This is a genomic window from Streptomyces noursei, assembly GCF_001646665.1.
Taxonomy (GTDB): domain Bacteria; phylum Actinomycetota; class Actinomycetes; order Streptomycetales; family Streptomycetaceae; genus Streptomyces; species Streptomyces lavendulocolor.
Window position 1 is genome coordinate 160,820 of the sequence record NZ_LWBU01000169.1, and the last position, 24,464, is coordinate 185,283.

Sequence of the window (24,464 nt, forward strand, 5' to 3'; positions counted from 1 at the left end):
TCGTTGCCGAACAGTGGACAGCGGTGTGGAGAAGCTGTGGATCACCGACCGGCTCCTGTGGGCCGCCGGTGGACAACCGGGAAGGCGCCCTGTGGACGAGCGCTGCGTCCACAGGCTGTGGAGGACGCTCAGCCACAAATCCCCAAGCCGTTGACCTGCGGTGACATGATCTCCCCACCCCACCCTGTGGATGCCGTCTGGACAACTCGGCAGTCCCCAGCCTGTGGACCCGGGTTCGGGCCCGGAACTGTGGAGAACCCGGTGACCGACCGAACTATTCGAACAGCTCGGGCTCCGGGGCGGGGCGCGGATCACGGAAACAGCCGCCCGGGACCGGCTCCCCACGCGGTTTCCACCGCCTTCCGGCGCGGCCACGAGGGCCTCTCCACCGCCTGTGCACGCGCCGCCGCGCGTCACGTGTGGTCCTGACGCGTCCTGCACACCCGCGCGGGCCCCGGTGCGAGAACGACGGCCCCGAGCCGCCCGGCGCCGCCCGCCGGTCCTCCGCCGGCCCTGGAGCCCTGGGCCCCGTCTCCGGTCGCCGGCCCCCGGAAGCCCGGGCCCCAGGCCCCGGGTCCCCGACCCCCCCGGCCGCTCCACAGGCGGACGCCCGGGCACGCGGAAACCCCCGCCGCGGGGCGACCGGTGTCGGCCGCCCCGCGGCGGGGCTCCATGGGTGCTCCGGCCGGGCGTCAGCCGTTCTTGATGCGGTTGGTCAGCTCGGTGACCTGGTTGTAGATCGAGCGCCGCTCCGCCATCAGCGCCCGGATCTTCCGGTCGGCGTGCATCACGGTCGTGTGGTCGCGGCCGCCGAACTGGGCACCGATCTTGGGCAGCGACAGGTCCGTCAGCTCCCGGCACAGGTACATCGCGATCTGCCGGGCCGTCACCAGCACCCGGCTGCGCGACGACCCGCACAGGTCCTCGACCGTCAGCCCGAAGTAGTCGGCGGTGGCCGCCATGATGGCGCCCGCCGTGATCTCCGGGGCGGCGTCCTCGCCGCCCGGGATCAGGTCCTTCAGGACGCCCTCGGTCAGGACGAGGTCGACCGGCTGCCGGTTGAGGCTCGCGAACGCCGTCACCCGGATCAGCGCGCCCTCCAGCTCGCGGATGTTCCGCGAGATCCGGGAGGCGATGAACTCCAGCACCTCCGGCGGGGCGTTGAGCTGCTCCTGCACCGCCTTCTTACGGAGGATCGCGATCCGCGTCTCCAGCTCCGGCGGCTGTACGTCGGTGGTCAGACCCCACTCGAACCGGTTGCGCAGCCGGTCCTCCAGGGTCATCAGCTGCTTGGGCGGCCGGTCCGAGGACAGCACGATCTGCTTGTTGGCGTTGTGGAGCGTGTTGAAGGTGTGGAAGAACTCCTCCTGCGTCGACTCCTTGCTCGCCAGGAACTGGATGTCGTCGACGAGCAGGATGTCCACGTCGCGGTAGCGCTTGCGGAAGGTGTCGCCCTTGCCGTCGCGGATCGAGTTGATGAACTCGTTGGTGAACTCCTCCGAGCTCACGTACCGCACCCGGGTCCCGGGGTAGAGGCTCCGCGCGTAGTGCCCGATCGCGTGCAGCAGGTGGGTCTTGCCGAGCCCCGACTCCCCGTAGATGAAGAGGGGGTTGTACGCCTTCGCCGGCGCCTCCGCGACCGCCACGGCCGCCGCGTGGGCGAACCGGTTGGACGATCCGATGACGAAGGTGTCGAAGAGGTACTTGGGGTTCAACCGCGCGTGCGGTTCGCCGGGGCGCCCGCCGGCACCCGCCGCGGCGCCGCTCGTCGCGCCGCCGCCGGGGCGCTGCTGGCCGGGGGCCTCGGGGAGGTCGCGCCGGTCGCCGCGCTGCTGGTCGTACGGGGACGGTTCGGGCGCCTGGGGGCCGCGGTAGTCGTGGTGCGGCTGCTGGGGCCGGGCCGTCGCGTAGGGGTCGCGCTCCTGGAAGCCGCCCAGGCGCTGCTGCTGCCAGGAGAGCTCCTCCTGGCTGCGCGGCCAGGAGCCGGGCTCGGGGCGCTGCTGCTGGTAGTCGGGGTAGGCCGGGCGCACGGTCGGCAGGCCGTCGTCGGGCATCGGCCGGTGCCCGTAGCCGTCGTACTTCTCGTACGGCTTGTCGTACGCCTCGCCCTGCTGCCGCTCGTCGTAGCGGGGCTGCTGCGGCTGCTGCTGGTGCTGCCTGCCGGGCGCCTGCGGGGCGGGCGGCGGGTCGCCGGCCGAGTCGTCGACGGTGATCGCGATCCGGATGGGGCGGCCGCACTCCCGGCTGAGCGTGTCACTGATCAGCGGGGCGAGACGGCCTTCCAGGACCCGCTTGCCCCACTCGTTGGGGACGGCGAGGAGAGCGGTGTCCGCCACCAGGGCCAGCGGCTGGCAGCGCTCGATCCACTGCTTGTCCTTCGGCTCGATGCCCTGCTGGCCTTCCCCCAGGAGCTGCTCCAGCACTCGTGGCCACACTGCGGCAAGATCAGCAGGTACGTCAGCCACAAGGCACGCTCTCTCACAGGTCCCACGAATGTGTGGTTCTCGGGACGGGATGGAAGGACAGGCAGGAAAGGAATCCGAGTTCAGCCACGGTAGTCGCGGCGGCTCGCGTGGTTCAAGTTGTTGTCCACAGCCTGTGCATAGTGGACCACGGCTCGGCGCCGGTTTGACCGGATGGCGTAGCCGCGCGTACCGTAACCAGGTCGAGTTGTCGATGGCTGCTGCCGCCTGCCTCCGATGGGCAAAGATCACGGTCAGTGATCGTGAAAGCGGTGCACTCGGGCGTATTGCGAGCTACTCGTGGGCGCACGGTGACAGCCAGGCGATGTCCCGCCACCACCCGAATCATTTCTGGAGCCCCCGAGTGAGCAAGCGCACCTTCCAGCCGAACAACCGTCGTCGCGCGAAGACCCACGGTTTCCGTCTGCGCATGCGTACCCGCGCCGGCCGCGCCATCCTGGCGAACCGCCGCAGCAAGGGTCGCGCCAACCTGTCCGCCTGATCGCTTTTAACAGGTCATGACGTGCTGCCTACCGAGAATCGGCTGAGGCGGCGCGAGGACTTCGCGACCGCGGTACGCCGAGGACGCCGGGCCGGCCGCCCGCTCCTCGTCGTCCACCTAAGAAGCGGTGCAACGGACCCGCACGCGTCAGGGGAGACCGCTCCCCCGACACGTGCGGGTTTCGTCGTCAGCAAGGCCGTGGGTGGCGCCGTCGTCCGTAACCAGGTGAAGCGCAGGCTTCGCCACCTGGTACGCGACCGGCTGCCCGCACTGCCCCCCGGTAGCCTGGTGGTAGTACGAGCGCTGCCCGGAGCGGGCGACGCCGACCATGCACAGCTGGCCCAAGACCTGGACGCCGCCCTTCAGCGGTTGCTGGGAGGGGGCGCGCGATGAAGTACCCGCTGCTGGCTCTGATCAAGCTGTACCAGTGGACGATCAGCCCGCTGCTGGGACCCGTCTGCCGGTACTACCCGTCGTGCTCCCACTACGGCTTCACGGCCATCGACCGGCACGGCGCGGTCAAGGGCACAGCCCTGACCGCCTGGCGCATCCTGCGGTGCAATCCGTGGTCGCCGGGCGGCGTGGACCATGTTCCCCCTCGTAAGCGCCCGCGCTGGCACGAAATGCTGCGCGACGCGTTGCGCGGCGGCAAGGGCGGGCCCTCCGCCGAGACGAGCCCGGCCGCAGAGACCCCGCCCCATGCTCAAGGAGCCTGATTAGTGGACACGATTGCCAGTCTGTTCAGCTTCATCACCACACCTGTCTCGTGGATCATCGTCCAGTTCCACAAGCTGTACGGGGCGGTGTTCGGACCCGACACGGGCTGGGCCTGGGGTCTGTCCATCGTGTCGCTGGTGATCCTCATCCGGATCTGCCTGATCCCGCTCTTCGTGAAGCAGATCAAGTCGACCCGGAACATGCAGGCGCTCCAGCCGAAGATGAAGGCGATCCAGGAGCGCTACAAGAACGACAAGCAGCGTCAGTCCGAAGAGATGATGAAGCTGTACAAGGAGACGGGCACCAACCCGCTCTCCTCGTGCCTTCCCATCCTGGCGCAGTCGCCGTTCTTCTTCGCCCTGTACCACGTGCTGTCGAAGATCGCCTCGGGCGACACCATCGGCGTCCTCAACCAGGACCTGGTGAACAGCGCCCGTGAGGCCAAGATCTTCGGTGCGCCCATCGCGGCCAAGTTCATGGACGACCCGGCCAAGGTCGAGGCGCTCAACGCCTCCCTGACGGATGTCCGCATCGTCACCGCGGTCATGATCGTCCTGATGTCGCTGTCGCAGTTCTTCACCCAGCGCCAGCTGATGCAGAAGAACGTCGACCTGACGGTGAAGACGCCGTACATGCAGCAGCAGAAGATGCTGATGTACATCTTCCCGGTGATCTTCGCCGTGATGGGCATCAACTTCCCGGTGGGTGTCCTCGTCTACTGGCTGACCACCAACGTGTGGACCATGGGCCAGCAGATGTACGTGATCAACCAGAACCCCACCCCGGGCAGCAAGGCCCAGGACCACTACCTGCAGCGTCTGGTGAAGAGCGTCACCTCCCACGGTGACGTCCGCGGCCGCCGCCGGCGCGCCGTCGTCCAGGCGATCGTCGCCAAGGGCCCGGACCGCAACGACAACGAGCGGAAGTTCGTCACCAGCCTCGCCAAGGCCGGGTTCACCCCGCAGGCGGACGGCTCCGTGAAGAAGGTCGACCCCGCCACCGCCGAGGCGGAGAGCGTGGCCGCGGCCCGGCGCCAGCAGCCCAAGCGCCAGCCCAAGGCGAAGCGCCAGGCCGGAGGCGCTCAGCAGCCGCCGGCGAAGACCTCCCTGGAGAAGGCCGACCAGCCCCAGGGCGCCAAGGCGCAGCAGCCGGCCAAGCCCGCCGGCGGTTCCACCCGCCAAGCCAAGTCCGGACAGCGCAAGGGCCAGCAGCGGCCCAAGCACCCGTCGTCCAAGAAGTAAGAAGGAGTCCATCCGTGACGGAAGGCACCACCTCCGCCGCCCAGGGCGACACCCTGACCCGCCTGGAGCAGGAGGGTGAGATCGCGGCCGATTACCTCGAGGGCCTGCTCGACATCGCCGATCTCGACGGCGACATCGACATGGACGTCGAGGCGGACCGCGCCGCGGTCTCGATCATCAGCGACTCCAGCAGCCGCGACCTCCAGAAGCTCGTGGGCCGCGACGGCGAGGTGCTGGAGGCGCTTCAGGAGCTGACGCGTCTCGCGGTGCACCGGGAGACCGGTGACCGCAGCCGGCTGATGCTGGACATCGCCGGCTTCCGGGCAAAGAAGCGGACCGAGCTCGCAGAGCTGGGCGCCAAGGCGGCCGACGAGGTGAAGAGCACCGGTGAGCCGGTGCAGCTGGACCCGATGACCCCGTTCGAGCGCAAGGTCGTGCACGACGCGGTGGCCGCCGCCGGCCTGCGCAGTGAGTCGGAGGGCGAGGAGCCGCAGCGCTTCGTCGTCGTCCTCCCTGCCTGACCCACTTCGGTGGGGGTGCCCCAGCTCGAACGAAACTGAGAGCTTGGGGGAGTCGGCCCCGTCTGTTCGCAGGCGGGGCCGATCTTTGTCAGCCTGATAGTCACTGATCACTGGGAGCCAGCACCCAGTGCGGTAATGCGGTACGGAAGGACGGTTCCCGTGACGGAGGCAGAAGAGCTTCCCCATGCGCCTCAAGAAGCGCGGACGGTTTTCGGTGAGTTCTTCCCCGAGGCTGTCCGGTACGCGGAGCTTCTCGCGGACGCGGGCGTCAAGCGTGGCCTGATCGGTCCGCGCGAGGTGCCCAGGCTGTGGGAGCGGCACCTGCTGAACTGCGCGGTGCTCTCCGAGGTCGTGCCCGAGGGGGTCACCGTCTGCGACGTCGGCTCCGGCGCCGGCCTGCCCGGTATCCCGCTCGCGCTGGTCCGGCCGGACCTGAAGATCACCCTTCTTGAGCCGCTGCTGCGCCGCACGAACTTCCTCCAGGAGGTCGTGGAGCTGCTCGGCCTGGATCACGTGACCGTGGTACGCGGCCGGGCCGAGGAAGTGCTCGGCAAGCTGCCGCCCGTCCACGTCGTCACGGCACGGGCCGTCGCCCCGCTGGACCGCCTGGCGGGCTGGGGTGTCCCTCTGCTCCGGCCCTATGGGGAGATGCTGGCCCTCAAGGGCGATACGGCCGAGGAGGAGATCCAAGGCGCTCGCGCCGCGCTGAGCAAGCTCGGCGTGGTGGGGGCCTCCGTCCTTCAGGTGGGCGAAGGCATCGTCGAGCCCCTGTCGACCGTAGTGCGGGTGGAGGTCGGCGAGAGCCCGGGCGGTGTTCGGTTCGCCGCCAAGCGAGCGAAGGCCGCCCGCCCCTCCCGCCGTCGCCGTTGACACGACACCTGGTTGATCCTCATACGTACGCATTTCGGAGTGTCGTGACGCCCTGACTCGGCGGCGAGTGCATCAATGTTTCACGTGAAACGTCGCTCACTGCTGCAGGGAATCATCAGCCGCGGTCGCGCGGCTGCCACGCCGCGCGACCGCAGGCCACCCGCGGGGGTTACGGAGTTGTCCACAAAGGTGGAGTTCTCCACAGAACCACGGGCCTCGCTGGTTCACGACCCCGAAAGCATGGCAGGCTCTCCTCATCGCGAGCCTGAAGCCGAGGAGAGTGAATCCTTGCGGTCCGACGCCAACATCGCGGGACCGATGACCGATCCGGTCCCCGGTCCCCGTACCGAATCGGCGGGGGAGGATGTTTCACGTGAAACACTGCCCCCGATGGACGACACCCCCATTGGCCGAGCTGCCCAGCTGGCGGTAGAGGCTCTGGGCCGTGCGGGTGAGGGGCTCCCCCGGCCCGAGCAGACCCGGATCATGGTGGTCGCCAACCAGAAGGGCGGGGTGGGCAAGACCACCACCACGGTCAACCTCGCGGCCTCGCTGGCACTCCACGGTGCTCGCGTCCTGGTCATCGACCTGGACCCGCAGGGCAACGCGTCCACGGCTCTCGGTATCGATCACCACGCCGAAGTCCCGTCGATCTACGACGTCCTGGTGGAGAGCAAGCCGCTCTCCGACGTGGTCCAGCCCGTACCGGACGTAGAAGGCCTCTTCTGCGCCCCGGCCACCATCGATCTCGCCGGTGCGGAGATCGAGCTGGTGTCGCTGGTGGCGCGGGAGAGCAGGCTCCAGCGCGCGATCCAGGCGTATGAGCAGCCGCTGGACTACATCCTCATCGACTGCCCGCCCTCGCTCGGCCTGCTCACCGTCAACGCCCTGGTGGCCGGCGCCGAGGTGCTCATCCCTATCCAGTGCGAGTACTACGCACTGGAAGGCCTCGGTCAGCTGCTGAGGAACGTCGACCTCGTGCGGGGCCACCTGAACCCCGCCCTGCACGTCTCGACGATCCTCCTCACCATGTACGACGGCCGGACCCGGCTGGCGTCGCAGGTGGCGGAGGAAGTGCGCAGCCACTTCGGTGACGAGGTACTGCGGACCAGCATCCCGCGCTCCGTCCGTATCTCGGAGGCGCCGAGCTATGGGCAGACCGTCCTGACGTATGACCCCGGTTCCAGCGGCGCGCTGTCGTACCTCGAGGCGGCCCGCGAGATCGCACTGCGGGGTGTCGGTATCCACTACGACGCCCAGCACACCCCCATGGGTAGCCAGAACAACCAGCACAGCATGTCGGAGGGGATCCAGTGAGCGAGCGACGTAGGGGGCTGGGACGGGGGCTCAGTGCGCTGATCCCCGCCGCGCCGCAGGAGCGGCAGACGGCGTCGGTGGGCTCGGGCTCCACCTCCCCGGGGGCGATTCCGTCGCTGACCGCGGAGCGTGGAGTGGCGGCCGCGAAGGTGGCGACGCTGCCACAGAGTCCTGAGCCCGTCGACAGCGAGCCTTCGGTCGTGGAGACGGAGGCGGCCGCCGAGGCCGAGACCTCGGCTGTCGCATACTTCGCCGAGCTGCCGCTGGACGCCATCACGCCCAATCCGCGCCAGCCGCGCGAGGTGTTCGACGAGGACGCCCTGGCCGAGCTGGTGACCTCCATCAAGGAGGTGGGGCTTCTCCAGCCCGTCGTCGTGCGGCAGCTCGCCCCCGAGCGCTATGAGCTCATCATGGGCGAGCGTCGCTGGCGGGCCTGTCGTGAGGCGGGCCTGGAGCACATCCCGGCGATCGTCCGTGCCACCGAGGACGAGAAGCTCCTGCTGGACGCTCTGCTGGAGAACCTCCACCGGGCACAGCTGAACCCGGTCGAAGAGGCCATGGCCTACGACCAGCTGCTCAAGGACTTCAACTGCACCCATGAGCAGCTCGCCGACCGCATCGGCCGGTCCCGTCCGCAGGTCTCCAACACCCTGCGTCTGCTGCGACTGTCCCCCACCGTCCAGCGCCGGGTCGCCGCCGGTGTGCTCTCGGCCGGCCATGCCCGGGCCCTGCTGTCGGTCGACGACCCCGAGGCGCAGGAGAAGCTGGCCTACCGGATCGTGGCCGAGGGTCTTTCGGTCCGGGCGGTGGAAGAGATCGTGACGCTGATGGGCTCCGAGCCCAGCAGCCCGCCGAAGGCGAAGGGGCCGCGTGCCGGTGCACGCGTGTCACCCGCGCTCTCGGAGCTGGCCACCCGGCTCTCCGACCGCTTCGAGACGCGGGTGAAGGTGGACCTGGGGCAGAAGAAGGGCAAGATCGTCGTCGAGTTCGCCTCGATGGAGGATCTGGAGCGCATTCTCGGCACCCTTGCGCCGGGGGAGGGCAGGGTCCTGGAGAAGGGACTCGCCGAGGAGGATCCCCAGGACGGCGACGAGAGCTGAGGGGCGCACCCCCTCGGCTGTGCTGTTCCTCAGAGCTGCTCAGGGCGGGCCGTGTTCCGGTGTTCACCGGAAGACGGTCCGCCCTTTGGCCGCTTCCCGTATGCGCGTCATCACCCGATCGATACGATGCGTTCTGGTATGCGCATCCGCCTGATCCACCTCGGAAGGAGAGCCAGGCATGCGAGTGGTGAGCCGCAGCCAACTGGTGACAGCAGGACTGGGACTCGGTGCGGTCGGCGGGTTCATCGGCAGCTTGCTCCGGGAACGGAGCGCGCTGACCGCCGCTCTGGGAGCGGCAGGCCAAGGAAGTGAGGAACAGCCTTCATGGGGCGTCGGCTCGTACCGCTCACGTTGGACAACCTTCCGGATCTCCCCAAGCGGTGCCGCACATGTGTCTTCTGGGAACTTGATCCAGTCAGCGGAGAAGCCGCGGTAAAGGCCGGTACTCCGGACCTGGAGAAGGAAGCCTGGATTTCGGCCGTGCTGCTCGACTGGGGTTCCTGTGGCCGGGTCGTCTATGTGGACGATGTGCCGGTCGGATATGTGCTCTACGCCCCGCCCGCCTACGTGCCGCGGTCGACGGCCTTCCCGACCAGCCCGGTGTCCCCGGACGCCGTCCAGCTGATCACGGCATGGATCACTCCCGGCTACCAGGGACAGGGGCTGGGACGTGTCATGGTGCAGACCGTGGCGAAGGACCTGCTGCGGCGTGGCTTCAAGGCCATCGAGGCGTTCGGTGACGCCCGCTGGAAGGAACCGGCGTGCGTCCTCCCGGCCGATCACCTCTTGGCGGTGGGCTTCAAGACGGTGCGACCGCATCCGGCCTATCCGAGGCTTCGGCTGGAACTCAGGACGACCCTGTCCTGGAAGGAAGACGTCGAGCTTGCGCTCGACCGTCTCCTGGGAGCTGTTCAGAAGGAGCCGGCGCTGCGCCCCTTGTGAGGGACGCCATGACGGCCCCTGCGTGTGGCTCCCGGTGAATGCTGAACGGCCCATCCCTCTCGGGGTGGGCCGTTCGTGTTTCACGTGAAACAGCGGCGTCAGGCCTTGGTGACCTGGTCCCCCAGGTAGGGCTCCAGGTCGCGGAGGATCGCGGCCTTCGGCTTGGCACCGACGATGGTCTTGTCGACCTCGCCGCCCTTGTAGACGTTCAGCGTCGGGATCGACATGACACCGTACTTGGCGGCCGTGGCGGGGTTCTCGTCAATGTTGAGCTTGACGATGGTGATCTGGTCACCGTGCTCGGCGGCGATGGCCTCCAGCGACGGCGCGATCTGACGGCACGGACCGCACCAGGCGGCCCAGAAGTCCACCAGCACGGGCTTGTCGCTCTTGAGGACGTCCTCCTCGAAGGAGTCGTCGGTCACGTTCTTCAGGTCGCCGGCCACGGCGGCCTCCTTCACTTCGCGGGGTGTGGGTGGGGAATGGTGGTCAGACCGTGGCGGTCTTCTCCGGCTCTGCGGCCTTCTCGCCATCACCGAGAGCGGCCAGGAAGCGCTCGGCGTCCAGAGCGGCGGAGCAGCCGGTACCGGCGGCCGTGATCGCCTGACGGTAGGTGTGGTCCACGACGTCACCGGCACCGAAGACACCGGACAGGTTGGTGCGCGTCGAGGGAGCGCTCACCTTGAGGTAGCCCTCGTCGTCGAGCTCCAGCTGGCCCTTGAACAGCTCCGTGCGCGGGTCGTGGCCCACGGCGATGAACAGACCCGTGACAGGCAGCTCGGAGGTCTCACCGGTCTTGGTGTTGCGCAGCGTCAGACCGGAGAGCTTCTGCTCGCCGTGGATCGCCGCGACCTCGCTGTCCCACGCGAACTTGATCTTCGGGTCGGCGAAGGCCCGCTCCTGCATGGCCTTGGAGGCGCGCAGGGTGTCCCGGCGGTGCACGATGGTGACGGACTTGGCGAACCGGGAGAGGAAGGTCGCCTCCTCCATGGCGGTGTCGCCGCCGCCCACCACGGCGATGTCCTGGTCCTTGAAGAAGAACCCGTCACAGGTGGCGCACCAGGAGACGCCGCGGCCCGACAGCGCGTCCTCGTTCGGCAGGCCCAGCTTGCGGTGCTGGGAGCCGGTCGTCACGATCACGGCCTTGGCGCGGTGCACCGTGCCGGCCGTGTCGGTCACCGTCTTGATGTCACCGGTGAGGTCGACCGAGACCACATCGTCCGGGACGAGCTCGGCGCCGAAGCGCTCGGCCTGGGCCCGCATGTTGTCCATCAGGTCGGGGCCCATGATCCCGTCACGGAACCCGGGGAAGTTCTCCACGTCAGTCGTGTTCATGAGCGCACCACCGGCGGTGACGGCACCTTCGAAGACCAGCGGCTTCAGCGAAGCTCGCGCCGTGTACAGCGCAGCCGTGTAGCCGGCGGGCCCGGAACCGATAATGATCACGTTACGGACGTCGCTCACGGGTTTCTTCCTCGTCTCTGCAGACTGCCTACTGCCTACGGGGGCCGGTCCAGGACCTCTCACCCCACCCAACGGATCCTACGGGGCATGCATTCCCGAGGTGTCCGAGCGGCACGGGGCGGTCAGGGACGAGGGTAGGCGTGCGCCATCAGGACGTCCGCCTTGGCGGTCCCCCGGCTGGTGCAGGACGCGTCGAGGACGTACGCCTGGACCTGGGAGGCGTCGGTGGCGTGCGGGAGGACCACCAGATAGGCGGCCTTGCCCTCGTAGGTGCCGGTCTGGGAGGCGAGGGCCTGGTCCGCGCGGCCCGTACCCGCCTGGACACAGGGCGGGACGGCCCCGGCCTCTTCCGTGGACATGGTCGACGGCTTGTCGACGGAGGGGGGCTGCCTGTCCGTACGGGGGGCCTTGGACTTCTCCGAGGCGTTCAGCAGCGCTGCCACCCGGTCCTCCACAGCCGTGCCGGAGAACGCTTCCTCGTCGGGTGCCTTGATGGCGGTGTCCACGGTCTTCGCTCCGGAGGAGTCCTCCCCGGTCTGAACGGTCTGGAGGAACAGGACGCTCATTCCCAGGGCCGCAGCACCGAAGGCCGCGCCGAGGACCGCGGTGCGGCGTCGGCGCTTGGCGGGACGCGCGCGACCCGGGCCGGTGGCCGCCGTGGGGCGGCCGGCCGGACGATCCGTGTGCATCGGCGCGGGGGCGGGGGCGGGCGCCGGCGTTGTTTCACGTGAAACGGCCTTTTCCGACTCCGTCGGGGCGGTGGCATCCAGCAGCGCTTCGGCGGCCAGGGCGGCGTCGATGCGCTCGGCGATGTCGGCGGGCATCCGGGCGGGGCCGGGGAGGGTGCCCAGCAGCCCCCGGATCTCCTCCAGCGAGGACCGGACGTCGGCGCACAGCGGGCAGCCGTCCAGGTGTGCGCGTACGTCGGCCGTCCGCGACGGTGGCAGCAGCCCTTCGGCGAGATCGGAGATCTCCGAGACGTCCGGGTGCTGAGTCGTGTCGGTCGTGGTCACGCGCGCCCACCTCCGCCCTTCACAGCAGCAGGATCACTCGGTCCTGCATCCCTTGGTCCCGACGCCGGTGGGACGGATGTCCCCGGCGTCCGGTTCCTTCCCCTGTCCAGGCCATCGTTATCCCCGGTGTCACCGCGCAGATGAGTGAGGAGCGGAAGGAGCCTGGCCCTCCCTCGCGCACAACGGCTCTTCACGGTCCCCGTCGGCACATCGAGGACCCGTGCGGCCTCGGCGACCGGGTAGCCCTGCATGTCCACGAGCACCAGGGCGGCGCGCTGGTCCGGGGGAAGTTTGGCGAGCGCGGCGAACAGCTCGCGGTGGAGGTCCTGGCGCTCGGCCGGGGCCTCGGCCGATTCGTGCGGCTCCAGGAGCTGTTCCAGGCGCTCCGTGTCGTCGACGGGCGACGTCCGGCGTGAGGCGGCCTTGCGGGCCCGGTCGAGACACGCGTTCACGGTGATCCGGTGCAGCCACGTCGTGACGGCCGACTGGCCGCGGAAGGTGTGGGCGGCCCGGAACGCGGACACCAGCGCGTCCTGGACGGCGTCGGCGGCCTCCTCGCGGTCCCCCAGCGTGCGCAGGGCGACGGCCCAGAGCCGGTCCCGGTGGCGGCGTACGAGTTCACCGAAGGCGTCCGGGTCACCGGCGACATGGCGCGCCAGGAGCTCCTGGTCGCCGATCTCCTCGGATGTCCCGCTCGTCATGCCGCCACCTCCCCTCCCCAGTCGCTGCTTCCCGGCGGGCGCCGGGCCGGCAGCCGTCAGCCGAGAACCTTGATCTCGGAGATACCACCGCGGAACGTGCGCGCGGACACATCGGTCGGAAGCTCGGTGATGTGCACGAGGACGTAACGCGTGCGTACGGGCTTCTGCATCGTCGCCTCCAGCTTGTCCCCCACTGTCTCCAGTTTCGTCAGGGACTGCGGGAAGTCGCCGGGCCCACTGGGGCCGGAGGACTCTTCCCCGGCCGCCAGCACCTCGACCTTCTGTCCCGCGCGGTACATGGTCACGTCGATGGCCCGGACGCTCTGGACGCTGCCGAGGTCGACGATGATGCCGCTGCCCTGCCGGCGCAGATTGCCGAACCGGGCGTAGTCGCGGTACTGCGGAGTGATCCAGGCCGTGTCGGCGCTTTCGTCGACCGCGTTCGGGACGTCCTGCTCCTTTATGGCGTCGCCGTGCGGCATGTACTCCTGGGCGCCGGCGATCCGCAGCGGCTGCGGAGGCCGCTGCGGCTTCTTCTGGTTCTGGCCACCTGGAGTGGTCTGCGTTCCGGTCTCGCCGGTCTTCTCGTTGCTCCCCTGGTCCAGCAGCTTGTCGGCCACCTGCCAGCTGCCGAGGCCCAGGGCGGCGATGAGGAGCGCCGACACGGCCCACTTGAGGGCCTTTCCGGTACGGCTCTGCAGCGGGGGAGGCGGCATCGGGACACTCATGGTGGCCGCCGCGCCGCTGCGCGCCTGGGGACGGCCGTAGTTGCCCTGCTGGTAGGTCGTGCGCTGGTACTCGAGCGGAGTAGGGAAGGTGGGCTCCGGCGGGCGGATGCGCGGCATGGAGGCGACGGCCTTGGCGAGCTCGTCGGGCGTGGTGCAGGGGGGTTCCTGCCGGGAGGCGGTCGCTCCGTCGTTGACCAGGGCGCGCATGGCGATCTCGGAGAGGCCGCGGTGCACACCGGCCCGCACCTGGTCCGGCGGGATCAGCCCGACGCCCTTGGGGAGTCCGGAGAGCCCGTAGGCGTCGTCCTCGTACGGCCAGCGCTTGGTCAGCGCGGCGTACAGCAGGGCGCCGATCGCCTCGGTGTCGGTGCGCTGGGGACGGTCGGAGCTGATGCCGCGCAGGGCGGCGTTCACCGCGAGTCCGCGGATCCGGTACTGGCCGGTGGAGCTGCGCAGTACGGCGCTCGGCGTGAGCCGCAGGTGGGCGAGACCTTCACGGTGGGCGGCGGCCATGGCCTGGGAGACCTGGCTGACGAGTTGGTAGGCGTCATGGGCCTCGAACGGACCGGCCGCGAGCAGGGCGGTGAGTTCGGTGGCGTCCGGCAGCCACTCGTGGACGACGTAGACGACGTCGTTCTCCTCGACCGCGTCCAGGACCTGGACGAAACGGGGGTCGCCGAGGAGCGCCGAGGAGCGCGCCGCTGCCAGCACCGAACGGGCCCTCGGGTGGTCGGCGGGGAGGATGTGGACCCCGACGGCCCGGCGCAGTTTCTCGTCGACGGCACGCCAACTGCTGAAGCCGTCCAGACGGGTGACGCACTCCTCGAGCCGGTAGCGTCTGGCGAGTTTGTGGCCGCTGTGGAGTTCGGGCGCCGTGATGCCTGACTGCTCGCTGTCCCGCCGTTCGTCGTCGCTGTCCCGGGCGGACCGCTCCGCCGTGTCCTGCGCTTCCGCCACCCCGTCGCTCGCGGCCTTGTCCGCCTTGGCGGTCAGCGGGTCGTTTCCGCTGTTGTCGGCCACGTCGACGGCAGCCGTGCTACGTTCCGCCACCGTCGTTCCTGCCTCCCCATCCGTTGCGCCACATCCAACAGCCATGCCAATTGTGCCCACAGTCCGGCGCTATGCACGACACGCGGTCGCCGACGATGGTTGTGCTGGTCCTCGTTTCTAGCGTCCGAGACGGCCGCGCACCATGCCGACCATCGCGTTGAGCTCCGCGATCCGCATCTTTCGGGCCCCGACGTAGAACACGCCCAACAGGACGATCCCACCGCCCACGAGGGCCGCGAGCGACCCCAGGGCACCGTCGCCCAGGGCCTTGAGGATGGCGAAGGCCGCCGCGCCACCGAGGACGGCGCCGGGGACGGACGCCATGCTCAGCCGGGCGTAGGTGCGCACGACGTGGGCGCCGTCCAGGTCGCCGCCCAGCCGGTTGCGCAGCCGGCGCCACGCCACACCGACGCCGACGGCGTACGCGAGGCCGTAGGAGGCGGCCATGCCGACGACCGCCCACTGGGCGGGCAGGAGGACGTAGCAGGCGGCCGACGCCGCCGCGTTCACGGCGGCCACGATCACGGTGTTGTAGAAGGGCGTCCGGGTGTCCTCGTAGGCGTAGAAGCCGCGCAGGACGACGTACTGGACGGAGTACGGGATGAGGCCGAGGCCGAAGGCCATCAGGATGAAGCCCATGCTCCGGGCGGCCTCGGTGCCGCTGGAGGCGTACAGCAGCGTGCACATCGGGACGCCGAGGGCCAGGAACGTGAAGGCGACGGGCACGATCGCGACGGCGGAGTTCCGCAGCCCCTGCGAGATGTCGTCACGGACGGCGCCCGGGTCGTTGTCGTGGGCGGCACGCGAGATGCGCGGCAGCAGCGCGGCCATGACCGAGACGGTGATGATGGCCTGCGGCATGCCCCAGATGAGCTGGGCGTTGGAGTAGGCGAGGAAGCCCGCGCCGTCCTTGCCGGAGGCCTTGCCGGCCGCCGTGGCCAGCTGGGTCACCACGACCACACCGGCCTGGTTGGCGAGGACGAACAGGACGGTCCACTTGGCGAGTTTGACCGTCTTGCCGAGTCCGTGGCCCTTCCAGTCGAAGCGGGGGCGGAAGCGGAAGCCGGCCTCGCGCAGGTACGGGATCATCGCCAGCGACTGGACGACCAGGCCGAGCAGCGTGCCGATGCCCAGCAGGCGGATGCCCTCGTCGGGGATGGTCGTGACGCCCATCTGGGTCTCGGCGGAGGAGCCGTAGACCCAGATGAACATGGAGAAGGTGAAGATGACGACGATGTTGTTGAGGACGGGGGTCCACATCATCGCGCCGAACCGGCCCCGGGCGTTGAGGATCTGACCCATCACCACGTGCACGCCCATGAAGAAGATGGTGGGCAAGCAGAAGCGGGCGAAGGTGACGGCCACACCGTTGGCGGCCGCGTCGCTCGCGATGGTGTCCGACATCGCCCGGATCAGCAGCGGAGCGCCGAACACCGCGAGGGTGACGATCACGCCCAGCGCCACCATCACCAGCGTCAGCAGCCGGTTGGCGTACGCCTCGCCGCCGTCCTCGTCGTCCTTCATCGAGCGGACGAGCTGGGGGACGAAGACCGAGTTGAGGCCGCCGCCGACGGTCAGGATGTAGATCATCGTGGGCAGGGTGGCGGCGATGGTGTACGCGTCACCGAGCAGCGCGGCGCCCAGGGCACCGGTGATCACCAGGCTGCGTACGAAGCCGGTCAGGCGGGAGACCAGCGTGCCGGCCGCCATCACGGCGCTCGACTTCAGCAGGCCGGACGCGCGGCCGCCCGACTTCTTCGGGGCGGGCGCGGCCGCCGGCGCCGGTTCGGGCTCCTGCGGGGCGGGCGGCTGCCCGTGGGCCTGCTGGTCGCGGTAGAGGTGCGCGAAGGCGTCCGGCTCGGGCTGCTCCTCGGCCGCGTGCGTGACGAGGTCGTCGACCCCGGTGAACTGAACGGTCCGGGCGTCGTCGCCGTAAGGAAGGAGGCGGGACGGTCCGTCGGGCTCGGGCGGCGGGGTCTGGGCCCAGACGCGGGGGTCGGGGGCGTACTGCGGCGCGGCGGGCTGCTGGTAGAGCGGCGCGGGTTCCTCGTAGGTGCCCGGGGGCGGCGGGGGGTGCGCCGCCCGGTCGTAGAGCGCCTCGCCGACCGGGTCCTGCGCGGCGAGGTCGTGGCTGCCGTACGGGTCCTGCTCGTAGGCGTGCTGGACGTACGGATCCGGGGCGGGCGGCTGTGCCGGGGGCGGGACGTGGCCCGCCGCGGGGAACGCCTCGCCGGAGGGCGCGCTGCCGCCGCCCGCGCCCTGACCGCGGTCACCGTCGTACGGCGCGTTCATGGTTTACCCCACCTCATCGTCCCCGGCCGACCGGCCACGACATCGCTCAACGGTCCACTTTCTCACCCTGGCCCGACGGGTCGGTGCTTTGCGCTCCGGTGTCCGGCGTCGGGTCACTCGGCTGCTCGGGTTCGTCACTCCGCGCAGCCGGACCGTCGGCGTCCGGGTCCGTCTCCGCGTCGTCCTCCGGGTCCGCTTCCGCGTCCGCTTCCGCGCCGTCCCCGGCTTGCGGTTCCGCCTCCGGTGCGTCGCCCGCGTCCGCGTCGCGCGCGGCGGCGCGCTTGCGGTGGGTGTACATCCGGATGCCCGCGAGAGCGAGCAGCAGGAAGCCGCCGGCGATCACCAGCATCACCGTCGGCGTGATCTCGGAGACCTTCACGGTGAAGGTCATCGGCTTGCCGTACGGCTTGCCGTCCTCCGTGTACAGCTGGGCCGTCATCGGGACCGGACCGTTGGCGTTGGCGGACGCCGTGAACTTCACCGACTGGCTGTGCCCGCCGGCGATCGTCACCGGCAGCTCGGCCACGGCATCGCCGCCGTTCAGCTTCAGCCGGGTCGGCTTGGTCGACGTCAGGCGCAGCACGAGGTGCTCGACGTCCTGGAGCAGCTGGTTCTGGACCGTGACCGGGATGGTGGCGCTGCGCCCCGAGAGGGTGAGGTCGGACTTCTCGATCAGCTGGACCTCGGAGGTCAGGTCCAGCAGGTGGACCTGGACGCTCTGCCGGTACGCCGCCGCCGGCTCGGCGCGGCCGCGCCAGGACGTCGACATCTCCCGGTTGATCGCGTTGCCGAAGGGCGTCACGACCCGGGACGCCATGGTCAGGATGACCTTGAAGTTGTCCAGGGTGTCCTGGGTGACCTTCATGGCCTGGAAGGCCTGCACGGGCAGCTCCCGCTTGCGGAGCTTGGCCGGGTACTTCCGGGCGCCCGGGACCTTCGTCGTGGCCCGGTCGTCGGGCTTGGCCGCGGCCGCCGTGAGCAGGTCGCTGGGCTGGGACCAGCGCTGGGCGGACAGGGCGCGCAGTGCGGTGGCCATCGACTGGGCCTGCGCGGCGGTCGGCATCCGCTGCGGGGCGACCACGATGCTGCGCAGCTTGCCCGGCTGCTGCTGGGTCACCGCGAGGGTGTGGGCGAGGAACTGCTGGACGGCCAGCGTCGAGTCGCCCGCCCGCGTCATGTCGCCCTCGAAGGCCGTGGACAGTGACGCGTCGGCCACGACGGCGGTGGTGCCGCCGCCGATGGGACGAGCGGCGTTGGGCGTGTACGGCAGCTCGTCGCGGATGCTGTCGTTACGGGCGATCACCTTGTCGGCACCCGCGGAGGTGGCGATATCGATGATCGACGGGTCGACCGCCCCGTCGACCGGCCAGGCGAAGTCGACCGACGGCTTCACATGGAGGATCGTCTCCACCGTGCTCTCGGCCACCTCGGTGGCCGGCTGGAGGTGGCTCAGCGAGCCGGAGACGTCCTTGCCCCGGTGGGCCAGGGACGCCAGGTCGGGGTCGGCGTAGGGCAGCGCCACCACCTTGTCGTCCTGCACGGCCTTGTCCAGGCTGTTCAGCCACTGCTTGGCGATGGCCTGGTTCCTGCCGGGGACCCGTTCGTCGCCCTCCTTGACCTGGTAGTTCCGGGTCATCGCGTCGACGGTGGCGAGCAGGTCGGGGTCGACGACCCAGGTGACGGGAAGCTCGGCGCCGAGCGCGACCAGCCGCTCCAGCCGTCCGCCCGGCGCGAGCTCCGCGGCCAGTTCGTCGTCCTCGAACACCGGCGTCTGCTGGTCGTCCGAGCCGGTCTCCGCCGACAGGTGCGTCGAGGAGATCAACGGCCAGAGGTACGTGACCTGCGTCTTCTTCTCGGTTGCTTCGGGCTGCCAGGGCAGCAGCGTCCGCTCGATGCCCAGCACCCGGTCGTAGCGGGCGCTCGCCGTCCGGCCCGTGAGGGAGACCCCGAGCTGGTAGACCCCTTCGTCGTCGAGGCCCAGCTTCTCGACCGGCACCGCGAGGGTGAAGTCCTTGCTGATGCCGGCCGCGAGCTTGGGGATCTTGACGCTGTAGGGCCCACCGAGTGCCGCCCCGTCGTCACCCGGCGTGAAACCGGTGCGCTTGGCCACCGCGTCGATCTCGCCCCGGTTGCCCATCCGGGAGCCGAGGCGAAGGTCGATCTGTGCCGCGCTGACCGTCTCCTTGCCCCGGTTGGTCACGGTGCCGCTGATCGTGAGGGTGTCCCCCTCGACCGGCGTGGTGGGGGCCAACGTGTCCAGGGACACATCGACGGTCCGGGACGGGGAGGCCTTCTCGGCGGCCGACGCGGGGGGCGCGGCGGGGACGTACAACAGGCCTGCCAGAAGCGGCGCACCCATCAGGGCGGAGGCCGCACGCCGTAGCCACCGCCGGGCAGGAGAGCGACTCGTGCTCTGGAAGTCTGCCGCCTCGGCCACGCGCTCGCCCGTCCTCGTCGTCTGTTGCCGGTGGTGGTTCGTCGGATCCTGCGTCCACGCATGGTAACGAGGAGCGCCGGGGCTAAGTGCCGCGGACTGCTCCACATGATCGGGCACGGAGCGGGCCGGCGGAGCCCGGAGGCGGACGCCGGGGCCGCTGGAAACCGGGACGCCGCCGCGGGTCGCGGCACGTACCCTTTTCTGTTGTGCCGAACGCCAACGAAGACAACCCGACTGCACTGAGCCAGGTGCAACGCCGCGCGGTCAGTGAACTACTGCGCGTGTCCCCTGTAGCCGATGATCTCGCCCGCCGCTTCCAGGAGGCCGGGTTCGCGCTCGCCCTGGTCGGCGGATCGGTACGGGACGCCCTGCTCGGCCGGCTCGGCAACGACCTGGACTTCACCACCGACGCCCGGCCCGAGGACGTTCTGAAGATCGTCCGGCCATGGGCCGACGCGGTGTGGGAGGTCGGGATCGCCTTCGGCACGGTGGGCGCACAGAAGGCCGCCCGCGGCGGGGACGGCGAGCAGGTCTTCCAGATCGAGATCACGACGTACCGCTCCGAGGCGTACGACCGGACCTCCCGCAAGCCAGAGGTCTCCTACGGTGACTCCATCGAGGAGGACCTGGTCCGTCGGGACTTCACCGTGAACGCGATGGCCGTCGCTCTGCCGGAGAAGGAGTTCATCGACCCGCACGGTGGCCTGGAGGACCTGGCGGAGCGTGTCCTGAGGACTCCGGGAACGCCCGAGGAGTCCTTCTCCGACGATCCGCTGCGGATGATGCGGGCCGCTCGCTTCGCCGCGCAGCTGGACTTCGAGGTCGCCCCCGACGTCGTGGACGCGATGAAGCGGATGGCCGAGCGCATCGAGATCGTCTCCGCCGAACGGGTCCGGGAGGAGTTCAACAAGCTGCTCCTCTCCGCGAACCCGCGCAAGGGCCTGGGTCTGCTGGTCGACAGTGGACTCGCCCAGCGGGTCCTGCCGGAGCTGCCCGCGCTGCGGCTCGAGAGCGACGAGCATCACCGGCACAAGGACGTCTACGAGCACTCGCTCACCGTGCTGGAGCAGGCGATCGACCTGGAGGAGGACGGTCCCGACCTGGTACTCCGGCTGGCAGCCCTCCTGCACGACATCGGCAAGCCGCGGACACGCCGCTTCGAGTCCGACGGGCGGGTCTCCTTCCACCACCACGAGGTGGTGGGCGCGAAGATGACCAAGAAGCGCATGGTGGCGCTGAAGTACTCCAACGACATGGTCAAGGACGTCTCGCGCCTGGTGGAGCTGCACCTGCGGTTCCACGGCTACGGCACCGGCGAGTGGACCGACTCCGCCGTGCGTCGCTATGTGCGCGACGCCGGGCCGCTGCTGAGCCGTCTGCACAAGCTGACCCGTTCGGACTGCACCACCCGCAACAAGCGCAAGGCGGCTGCTCTCTCCCGCGCCTACGACGGCTTGGAGGAGCGCATCGCCAAGCTGCAGGAGCAGGAGGAGCTGGACGCCATCCGCCCCGACCTCGACGGCAACCAGATCCAGGAGATCCTCGGCATCCGTCCGGGACCGGCGGTGGGCCAGGCGTACAAGTTCCTTCTGGAGCTGCGCCTGGAGAACGGCCCGATGGAGCACGGTGACGCGGTCGCCGCGCTGAAGGAGTGGTGGGCCGCTCAGAACTGAGACAGCCCGGGGCCGGTCATGTTTCACGTGAAACATGACCTCCGCCGATGTACGGCATCGAGGGCGATGTTTCACGTGAAACATCGCCCTCCGTCATCAGCGCAGGGCGTTCCCCCGCCTCCAGCGCTCCAGAGTGAGCGCGACTCCGGCGTACAGAGCGGCGACCAGGACGATCAACGGCACCGATCGGCCGTCCGGGGGCAGCATCAGGGCGGAAATCCCGGCCGCGCCGACGAAGGCCGCGTTGTAGAGGACGTCGTACAGCGAGAAGACACGCCCCCGGTAGGCGTCGTCCACCGCGAGCTGGACCACCGTGTCCGTGGCGATCTTGGATCCCTGGGTGACCAGTCCGAGCACGAAAGCGGCGACCAGTATGGGCAGCGGGGCGAAGAGCAGCCCCAGCGTCGGCGCCAGGACCGCGGCGGAGGCGGCGCAGAGCACCATCCAGCCGCCCTGCCCCAGCCGCTCGACCGCCCAGGGGGACAGAACGGCGGCGGCGAAGAAGCCGGCGCCCGAGGCGCCGACGGCCAGCCCCAGCAGCGCGAGCCCTTCCGACTCGGTCGACGACCAGGCGTACCGGCAGAGCATCAGCACCATCACGGTCAGCGCGCCGTAGCAGAAGCGCATCACCGTCATCGCGGCGAGCACCCGGGCCGCCGCCCGCCGCCGGCCGAGGTGACGTAGGCCGCCGATCAGTCCCTTGGCCGTGGAGGCGAGCGCGGCCACCAGGCGCGGCTGAACCACCTCGGGGTCCGGCCCCAGCAGCTCGCGGCCGATGCGCAGGGAGGCGAGGGCCGAACAGAGGTAGAGACAGGCGCCGAGGAGCACCACCGCCGCATCGGAGTCCGTACCCGTCAGTCGCATGAGGAAGGCCAGCCCGCCGCCCGCTGTCGCGGCGAGCGTGCCAGCGGTGGGCGAGAGCGAGTTGGCCATGACGAGCCGGTCGTCGTCCACGACGCGGGGCAGGGCAGCCGAGAGCCCGGCGAGGACGAACCGGTTGACGGCCGTGACGGAGAGCGCGGACGCGTAGAAGAGCCAGTCGGGCACGGAGGCCAGGATCAGGAAGGCCGTGCCGGCCGCGAGCACGGCCCGCAGCAGATTGCCGTAGAGGAAGACCTGCCGGCGCTGCCAGCGGTCGAGCAGGACGCCCGCGAACGGGCCGACCAACGAGTACGGCAGCAGCAGGACCGCCATGGCGGAGGCGATCGCGGCGGGCGAGGTCTGCTTCTCGGGGGAGAACACGACGTACGTCGCGAGCGCGACCTGGTAGACGCCGTCGGCGCACTGGGAGAGCAGTCGTACGGCCAGGAGGCGGCGGAAGTCGGTCACGCGCACGAGTACGCGCAGATCACGTACGACAGGCATGGCAGCAAGGGTCACACACGCCGAAGGCCCCCGGGCAGATGCCACGGGGACCTTCGGCGAGTGGGGTGAGCCTTAGCGCTCGACCTCGCCCTGGATGAACTTCTCGACGTTCTCACGGGCCACGTCGTCGAAGTACTGGACCGGCGGGGACTTCATGAAGTACGAGGACGCGGAGAGGATCGGGCCGCCGATGCCCCGGTCCTTGGCGATCTTCGCGGCGCGCAGGGCGTCGATGATGACACCGGCCGAGTTCGGGGAGTCCCAGACCTCGAGCTTGTACTCGAGGTTCAGCGGGACGTCACCGAAGGCGCGGCCCTCGAGGCGGACGTAGGCCCACTTGCGGTCGTCCAGCCAGGCCACGTAGTCGGACGGGCCGATGTGGACGTTGTTCTCGCCGAGGTCCCGGTCGGGGATCTGGGAGGTGACGGCCTGCGTCTTGGAGATCTTCTTGGACTCCAGGCGCTCGCGCTCGAGCATGTTCTTGAAGTCCATGTTGCCGCCGACGTTCAGCTGCATCGTGCGGTCCAGGATGACGCCCCGGTCCTCGAACAGCTTCGCCATGACGCGGTGCGTGATGGTGGCGCCGACCTGCGACTTGATGTCGTCACCGACGATCGGCACACCGGCCTCGGTGAACTTGTCCGCCCACTCCTTGGTGCCGGCGATGAAGACCGGGAGGGCGTTGACGAAGGCGACCTTGGCGTCGATGGCGCACTGGGCGTAGAACTTCGCCGCGTCCTCGGAACCGACCGGCAGGTAGCAGACGAGGACGTCGACCTGCTTGTCCTTGAGGACCTGGACGACGTCGACCGGCGCCTCGGCGGACTCCTCGATGGTCTGGCGGTAGTACTTGCCCAGGCCGTCCAGGGTGTGGCCGCGCTGGACGGTCACGCCCGACGCCGGCACGTCGCAGATCTTGATGGTGTTGTTCTCGCTGGCGCCGATGGCGTCCGCGAGGTCAAGACCCACCTTCTTCGCGTCCACGTCGAAGGCGGCCACGAACTCGACGTCCCGGACGTGGTACTCGCCGAACTGCACGTGCATCAGACCCGGCACCTTGGCCGCCGGGTCGGCGTCCTTGTAGTACTCGACGCCCTGCACGAGCGAGGCGGCGCAGTTGCCCACGCCGACGATGGCTACGCGAACCGAACCCATTCCGGTTGCTCCCTGTGTTGATCTTCGAAGCCCTGCAGGTCGCAGGGCCTCACTTGGCGGTGTCGTCGGACGGATCCGGCCGGGTACTGCCCCCGTGCCGGGGCAGGCCGCCCGTCTCTCCAGATGTGTCGTCCTGCTGAGCATCGGCGGAGCCCTCGGGGGCCCGGTCGGCCTTCGGGGCGCCGGGACCGGTCCTGCGCTGGTCCCGCCCCGCCCGCTCGCTCTCGATGAGCTCGTTCAGCCAGCGCACTTCGCGCTCCACGGACTCCATGCCGTGCCGCTGCAGCTCGAGCGTGTAGTCGTCCAGGCGCTCCCGCGTACGGGCGAGGGAGGCGCGCATCTTCTCCAGACGCTCTTCCAGACGGCTGCGCCGGCCTTCCAGCACCCGCATCCGCACCTCGCGCTCCGTCTGGCCGAAGAAGGCGAAACGGGCGGCGAAGTGCTCGTCCTCCCAGGAATCCGGTCCGGTGTGGGACAGGAGCTCCTCGAAGTGCTCCTTACCTTCGGCCGTCAGCCGGTAGACGATCTTGGCGCGGCGGCCCGCGAGCGAGGCGGCGAGAGCGTCCTCCGGGGCGCTGCCCGGTTCCTCGATCAACCAGCCGTTTGCGACCAGCGTCTTGAGGCAGGGGTAAAGGGTCCCGTAACTGAAGGCCCGGAAGATCCCCAGCGACGTGTTGAGCCGCTTGCGCAGCTCGTACCCGTGCATCGGGGCTTCGCGGAGCAGGCCGAGGACGGCGAACTCGAGGATGCCGGAGCGTCTGCTCATCCCTCGCCCTCCTCCGCCTTCGCGTGCCACCCGGCTCTTATGCCGTGCTGATGTATCGACTCGATACATCCTGACGATAGAACGGCCCGGCACCCCCGACAAGGGCGGCTAGGGTGAGCGGCGTCACATCGTCAATTCGCAGTAAACG

21 protein-coding genes are annotated in these 24,464 nt (G+C 69.7%); 10 read left to right on the forward strand and 11 right to left on the reverse strand.

Features of this window, described 5'->3' with window-relative positions:
* Window positions 1–692: 692 nt before the first annotated feature.
* On the reverse strand, window positions 693–2,465 hold the full coding sequence (dnaA, locus tag A4V12_RS14430) for a chromosomal replication initiator protein DnaA (protein WP_079137041.1): 1,773 nt from the start codon (window positions 2,463–2,465) through the stop codon (window positions 693–695).
* A gap of 361 nt (window positions 2,466–2,826) precedes the next feature.
* Between dnaA and rpmH the strand changes: the two genes are divergently transcribed.
* The 9 genes from rpmH (at window position 2,827) to A4V12_RS14475 (ending at window position 9,672) form a co-directional block, all read left to right on the forward strand.
* On the forward strand, window positions 2,827–2,964 hold the full coding sequence (gene rpmH / locus A4V12_RS14435) for a 50S ribosomal protein L34 (protein ID WP_018846094.1): 138 nt from the start codon (window positions 2,827–2,829) through the stop codon (window positions 2,962–2,964).
* A gap of 21 nt (window positions 2,965–2,985) precedes the next feature.
* A complete protein-coding gene (gene rnpA / locus A4V12_RS34890) occupies window positions 2,986–3,357 on the forward strand; it encodes a ribonuclease P protein component (protein ID WP_079137042.1) in 372 nt (123 codons plus the stop codon).
* Window positions 3,354–3,680, forward strand: coding sequence for a membrane protein insertion efficiency factor YidD (yidD, locus tag A4V12_RS14445; protein WP_064069735.1), 327 nt, complete (start codon window positions 3,354–3,356; stop codon window positions 3,678–3,680). Before rnpA ends, yidD begins: the two co-directional genes overlap by 4 nt.
* Window positions 3,681–3,683: 3 nt before the next feature.
* Window positions 3,684–4,922: a membrane protein insertase YidC gene (yidC, locus tag A4V12_RS14450; RefSeq protein ID WP_064069736.1), complete on the forward strand. Its 1,239-nt coding sequence runs from the start codon at window positions 3,684–3,686 to the stop codon at window positions 4,920–4,922.
* Window positions 4,923–4,936: 14 nt separating this feature from the next.
* Entirely contained in the window at window positions 4,937–5,443 is a 507-nt protein-coding gene (locus tag A4V12_RS14455) for a protein jag (protein WP_064069737.1), read from the forward strand.
* Between the two features lie 159 nt (window positions 5,444–5,602).
* A complete protein-coding gene (gene rsmG, locus A4V12_RS14460) occupies window positions 5,603–6,313 on the forward strand; it encodes a 16S rRNA (guanine(527)-N(7))-methyltransferase RsmG (protein ID WP_064069738.1) in 711 nt (236 codons plus the stop codon).
* 240 nt (window positions 6,314–6,553) lie between these two features.
* Window positions 6,554–7,630: a ParA family protein gene (locus tag A4V12_RS14465; RefSeq protein ID WP_079137054.1), complete on the forward strand. Its 1,077-nt coding sequence runs from the start codon at window positions 6,554–6,556 to the stop codon at window positions 7,628–7,630.
* The gene (locus A4V12_RS14470) at window positions 7,627–8,730 is read left to right on the forward strand and encodes a ParB/RepB/Spo0J family partition protein (protein WP_079137044.1); all 1,104 of its coding nucleotides are present in this window, start codon (window positions 7,627–7,629) and stop codon (window positions 8,728–8,730) included. The genes A4V12_RS14465 and A4V12_RS14470 overlap by 4 nt, the downstream gene beginning before the upstream one ends.
* A 324-nt stretch (window positions 8,731–9,054) precedes the next feature.
* Window positions 9,055–9,672, forward strand: a complete 618-nt coding sequence (locus A4V12_RS14475; protein ID WP_064069741.1) for a GNAT family N-acetyltransferase — start codon at window positions 9,055–9,057, stop codon at window positions 9,670–9,672.
* 98 nt (window positions 9,673–9,770) lie between these two features.
* On the opposite strand, the gene trxA is transcribed toward A4V12_RS14475, so the two are convergent.
* The 7 genes from trxA to A4V12_RS14510 form a co-directional block, all read right to left on the reverse strand.
* Window positions 9,771–10,118, reverse strand: coding sequence for a thioredoxin (trxA, locus tag A4V12_RS14480; protein ID WP_064069742.1), 348 nt, complete (start codon window positions 10,116–10,118; stop codon window positions 9,771–9,773).
* A gap of 43 nt (window positions 10,119–10,161) precedes the next feature.
* The gene (gene trxB, locus A4V12_RS14485; RefSeq protein ID WP_064069743.1) at window positions 10,162–11,136 is read right to left on the reverse strand and encodes a thioredoxin-disulfide reductase; all 975 of its coding nucleotides are present in this window, start codon (window positions 11,134–11,136) and stop codon (window positions 10,162–10,164) included.
* A 122-nt stretch (window positions 11,137–11,258) separates the two neighbouring features.
* Window positions 11,259–12,149, reverse strand: a complete 891-nt coding sequence (locus A4V12_RS14490; RefSeq protein WP_064069744.1) for an anti-sigma factor family protein — start codon at window positions 12,147–12,149, stop codon at window positions 11,259–11,261.
* Window positions 12,146–12,850 (reverse strand): RNA polymerase sigma factor SigM, encoded by a 705-nt coding sequence (gene sigM, locus A4V12_RS14495; RefSeq protein ID WP_064069745.1) that lies wholly within the window; start codon window positions 12,848–12,850, stop codon window positions 12,146–12,148. The genes A4V12_RS14490 and sigM overlap by 4 nt, the downstream gene beginning before the upstream one ends.
* A gap of 56 nt (window positions 12,851–12,906) precedes the next feature.
* Window positions 12,907–14,628 carry a protein kinase family protein gene (locus A4V12_RS14500; protein WP_064069746.1) on the reverse strand — a complete coding sequence of 574 codons (1,722 nt, stop codon included), beginning with the start codon at window positions 14,626–14,628 and terminating at the stop codon, window positions 12,907–12,909.
* Window positions 14,629–14,745: 117 nt separating this feature from the next.
* Complete coding sequence (murJ, locus tag A4V12_RS14505; RefSeq protein WP_064069747.1) at window positions 14,746–16,920, reverse strand: murein biosynthesis integral membrane protein MurJ; 2,175 nt, start codon at window positions 16,918–16,920, stop codon at window positions 14,746–14,748.
* A 46-nt stretch (window positions 16,921–16,966) separates the two neighbouring features.
* Window positions 16,967–19,357, reverse strand: coding sequence for a DUF6049 family protein (locus tag A4V12_RS14510; protein WP_064069748.1), 2,391 nt, complete (start codon window positions 19,355–19,357; stop codon window positions 16,967–16,969).
* A gap of 206 nt (window positions 19,358–19,563) precedes the next feature.
* Here A4V12_RS14510 and A4V12_RS14515 point away from each other — a divergent pair, with 206 nt between their 5' ends.
* Window positions 19,564–21,030: a CCA tRNA nucleotidyltransferase gene (locus A4V12_RS14515; protein ID WP_199831290.1), complete on the forward strand. Its 1,467-nt coding sequence runs from the start codon at window positions 19,564–19,566 to the stop codon at window positions 21,028–21,030.
* A 96-nt stretch (window positions 21,031–21,126) separates the two neighbouring features.
* On the opposite strand, the gene A4V12_RS14520 is transcribed toward A4V12_RS14515, so the two are convergent.
* The 3 genes from A4V12_RS14520 to A4V12_RS14530 all read right to left on the reverse strand — a co-directional run bounded on the left by A4V12_RS14520 (window position 21,127) and on the right by A4V12_RS14530 (window position 24,316).
* Window positions 21,127–22,395: an MFS transporter gene (locus A4V12_RS14520; protein ID WP_064069750.1), complete on the reverse strand. Its 1,269-nt coding sequence runs from the start codon at window positions 22,393–22,395 to the stop codon at window positions 21,127–21,129.
* Window positions 22,396–22,467: 72 nt separating this feature from the next.
* Window positions 22,468–23,550, reverse strand: a complete 1,083-nt coding sequence (locus A4V12_RS14525; RefSeq protein ID WP_064069751.1) for an inositol-3-phosphate synthase — start codon at window positions 23,548–23,550, stop codon at window positions 22,468–22,470.
* A gap of 49 nt (window positions 23,551–23,599) precedes the next feature.
* Window positions 23,600–24,316 carry a PadR family transcriptional regulator gene (locus A4V12_RS14530; RefSeq protein ID WP_064069752.1) on the reverse strand — a complete coding sequence of 239 codons (717 nt, stop codon included), beginning with the start codon at window positions 24,314–24,316 and terminating at the stop codon, window positions 23,600–23,602.
* Window positions 24,317–24,464: the final 148 nt, after the last annotated feature.

What these genes read in the sequence shown, in the direction of transcription:
- yidD (WP_064069735.1), top strand. Translation starts at nt 3,354, where the DNA reads ATGAAGTACCCGCTGCTGGCTCTGATCAAGCTGTACCAGTGGACGATC.
- A4V12_RS14465 (WP_079137054.1), top strand. Translation starts at nt 6,554, where the DNA reads ATGGCAGGCTCTCCTCATCGCGAGCCTGAAGCCGAGGAGAGTGAATCC.
- A4V12_RS14475 (WP_064069741.1), top strand. Translation starts at nt 9,055, where the DNA reads ATGGGGCGTCGGCTCGTACCGCTCACGTTGGACAACCTTCCGGATCTC.
- sigM (WP_064069745.1), bottom strand. Translation starts at nt 12,850, where the DNA reads ATGACGAGCGGGACATCCGAGGAGATCGGCGACCAGGAGCTCCTGGCG.
- murJ (WP_064069747.1), bottom strand. Translation starts at nt 16,920, where the DNA reads ATGAACGCGCCGTACGACGGTGACCGCGGTCAGGGCGCGGGCGGCGGC.
- A4V12_RS14520 (WP_064069750.1), bottom strand. Translation starts at nt 22,395, where the DNA reads ATGCCTGTCGTACGTGATCTGCGCGTACTCGTGCGCGTGACCGACTTC.
- A4V12_RS14525 (WP_064069751.1), bottom strand. Translation starts at nt 23,550, where the DNA reads ATGGGTTCGGTTCGCGTAGCCATCGTCGGCGTGGGCAACTGCGCCGCC.
- A4V12_RS14530 (WP_064069752.1), bottom strand. Translation starts at nt 24,316, where the DNA reads ATGAGCAGACGCTCCGGCATCCTCGAGTTCGCCGTCCTCGGCCTGCTC.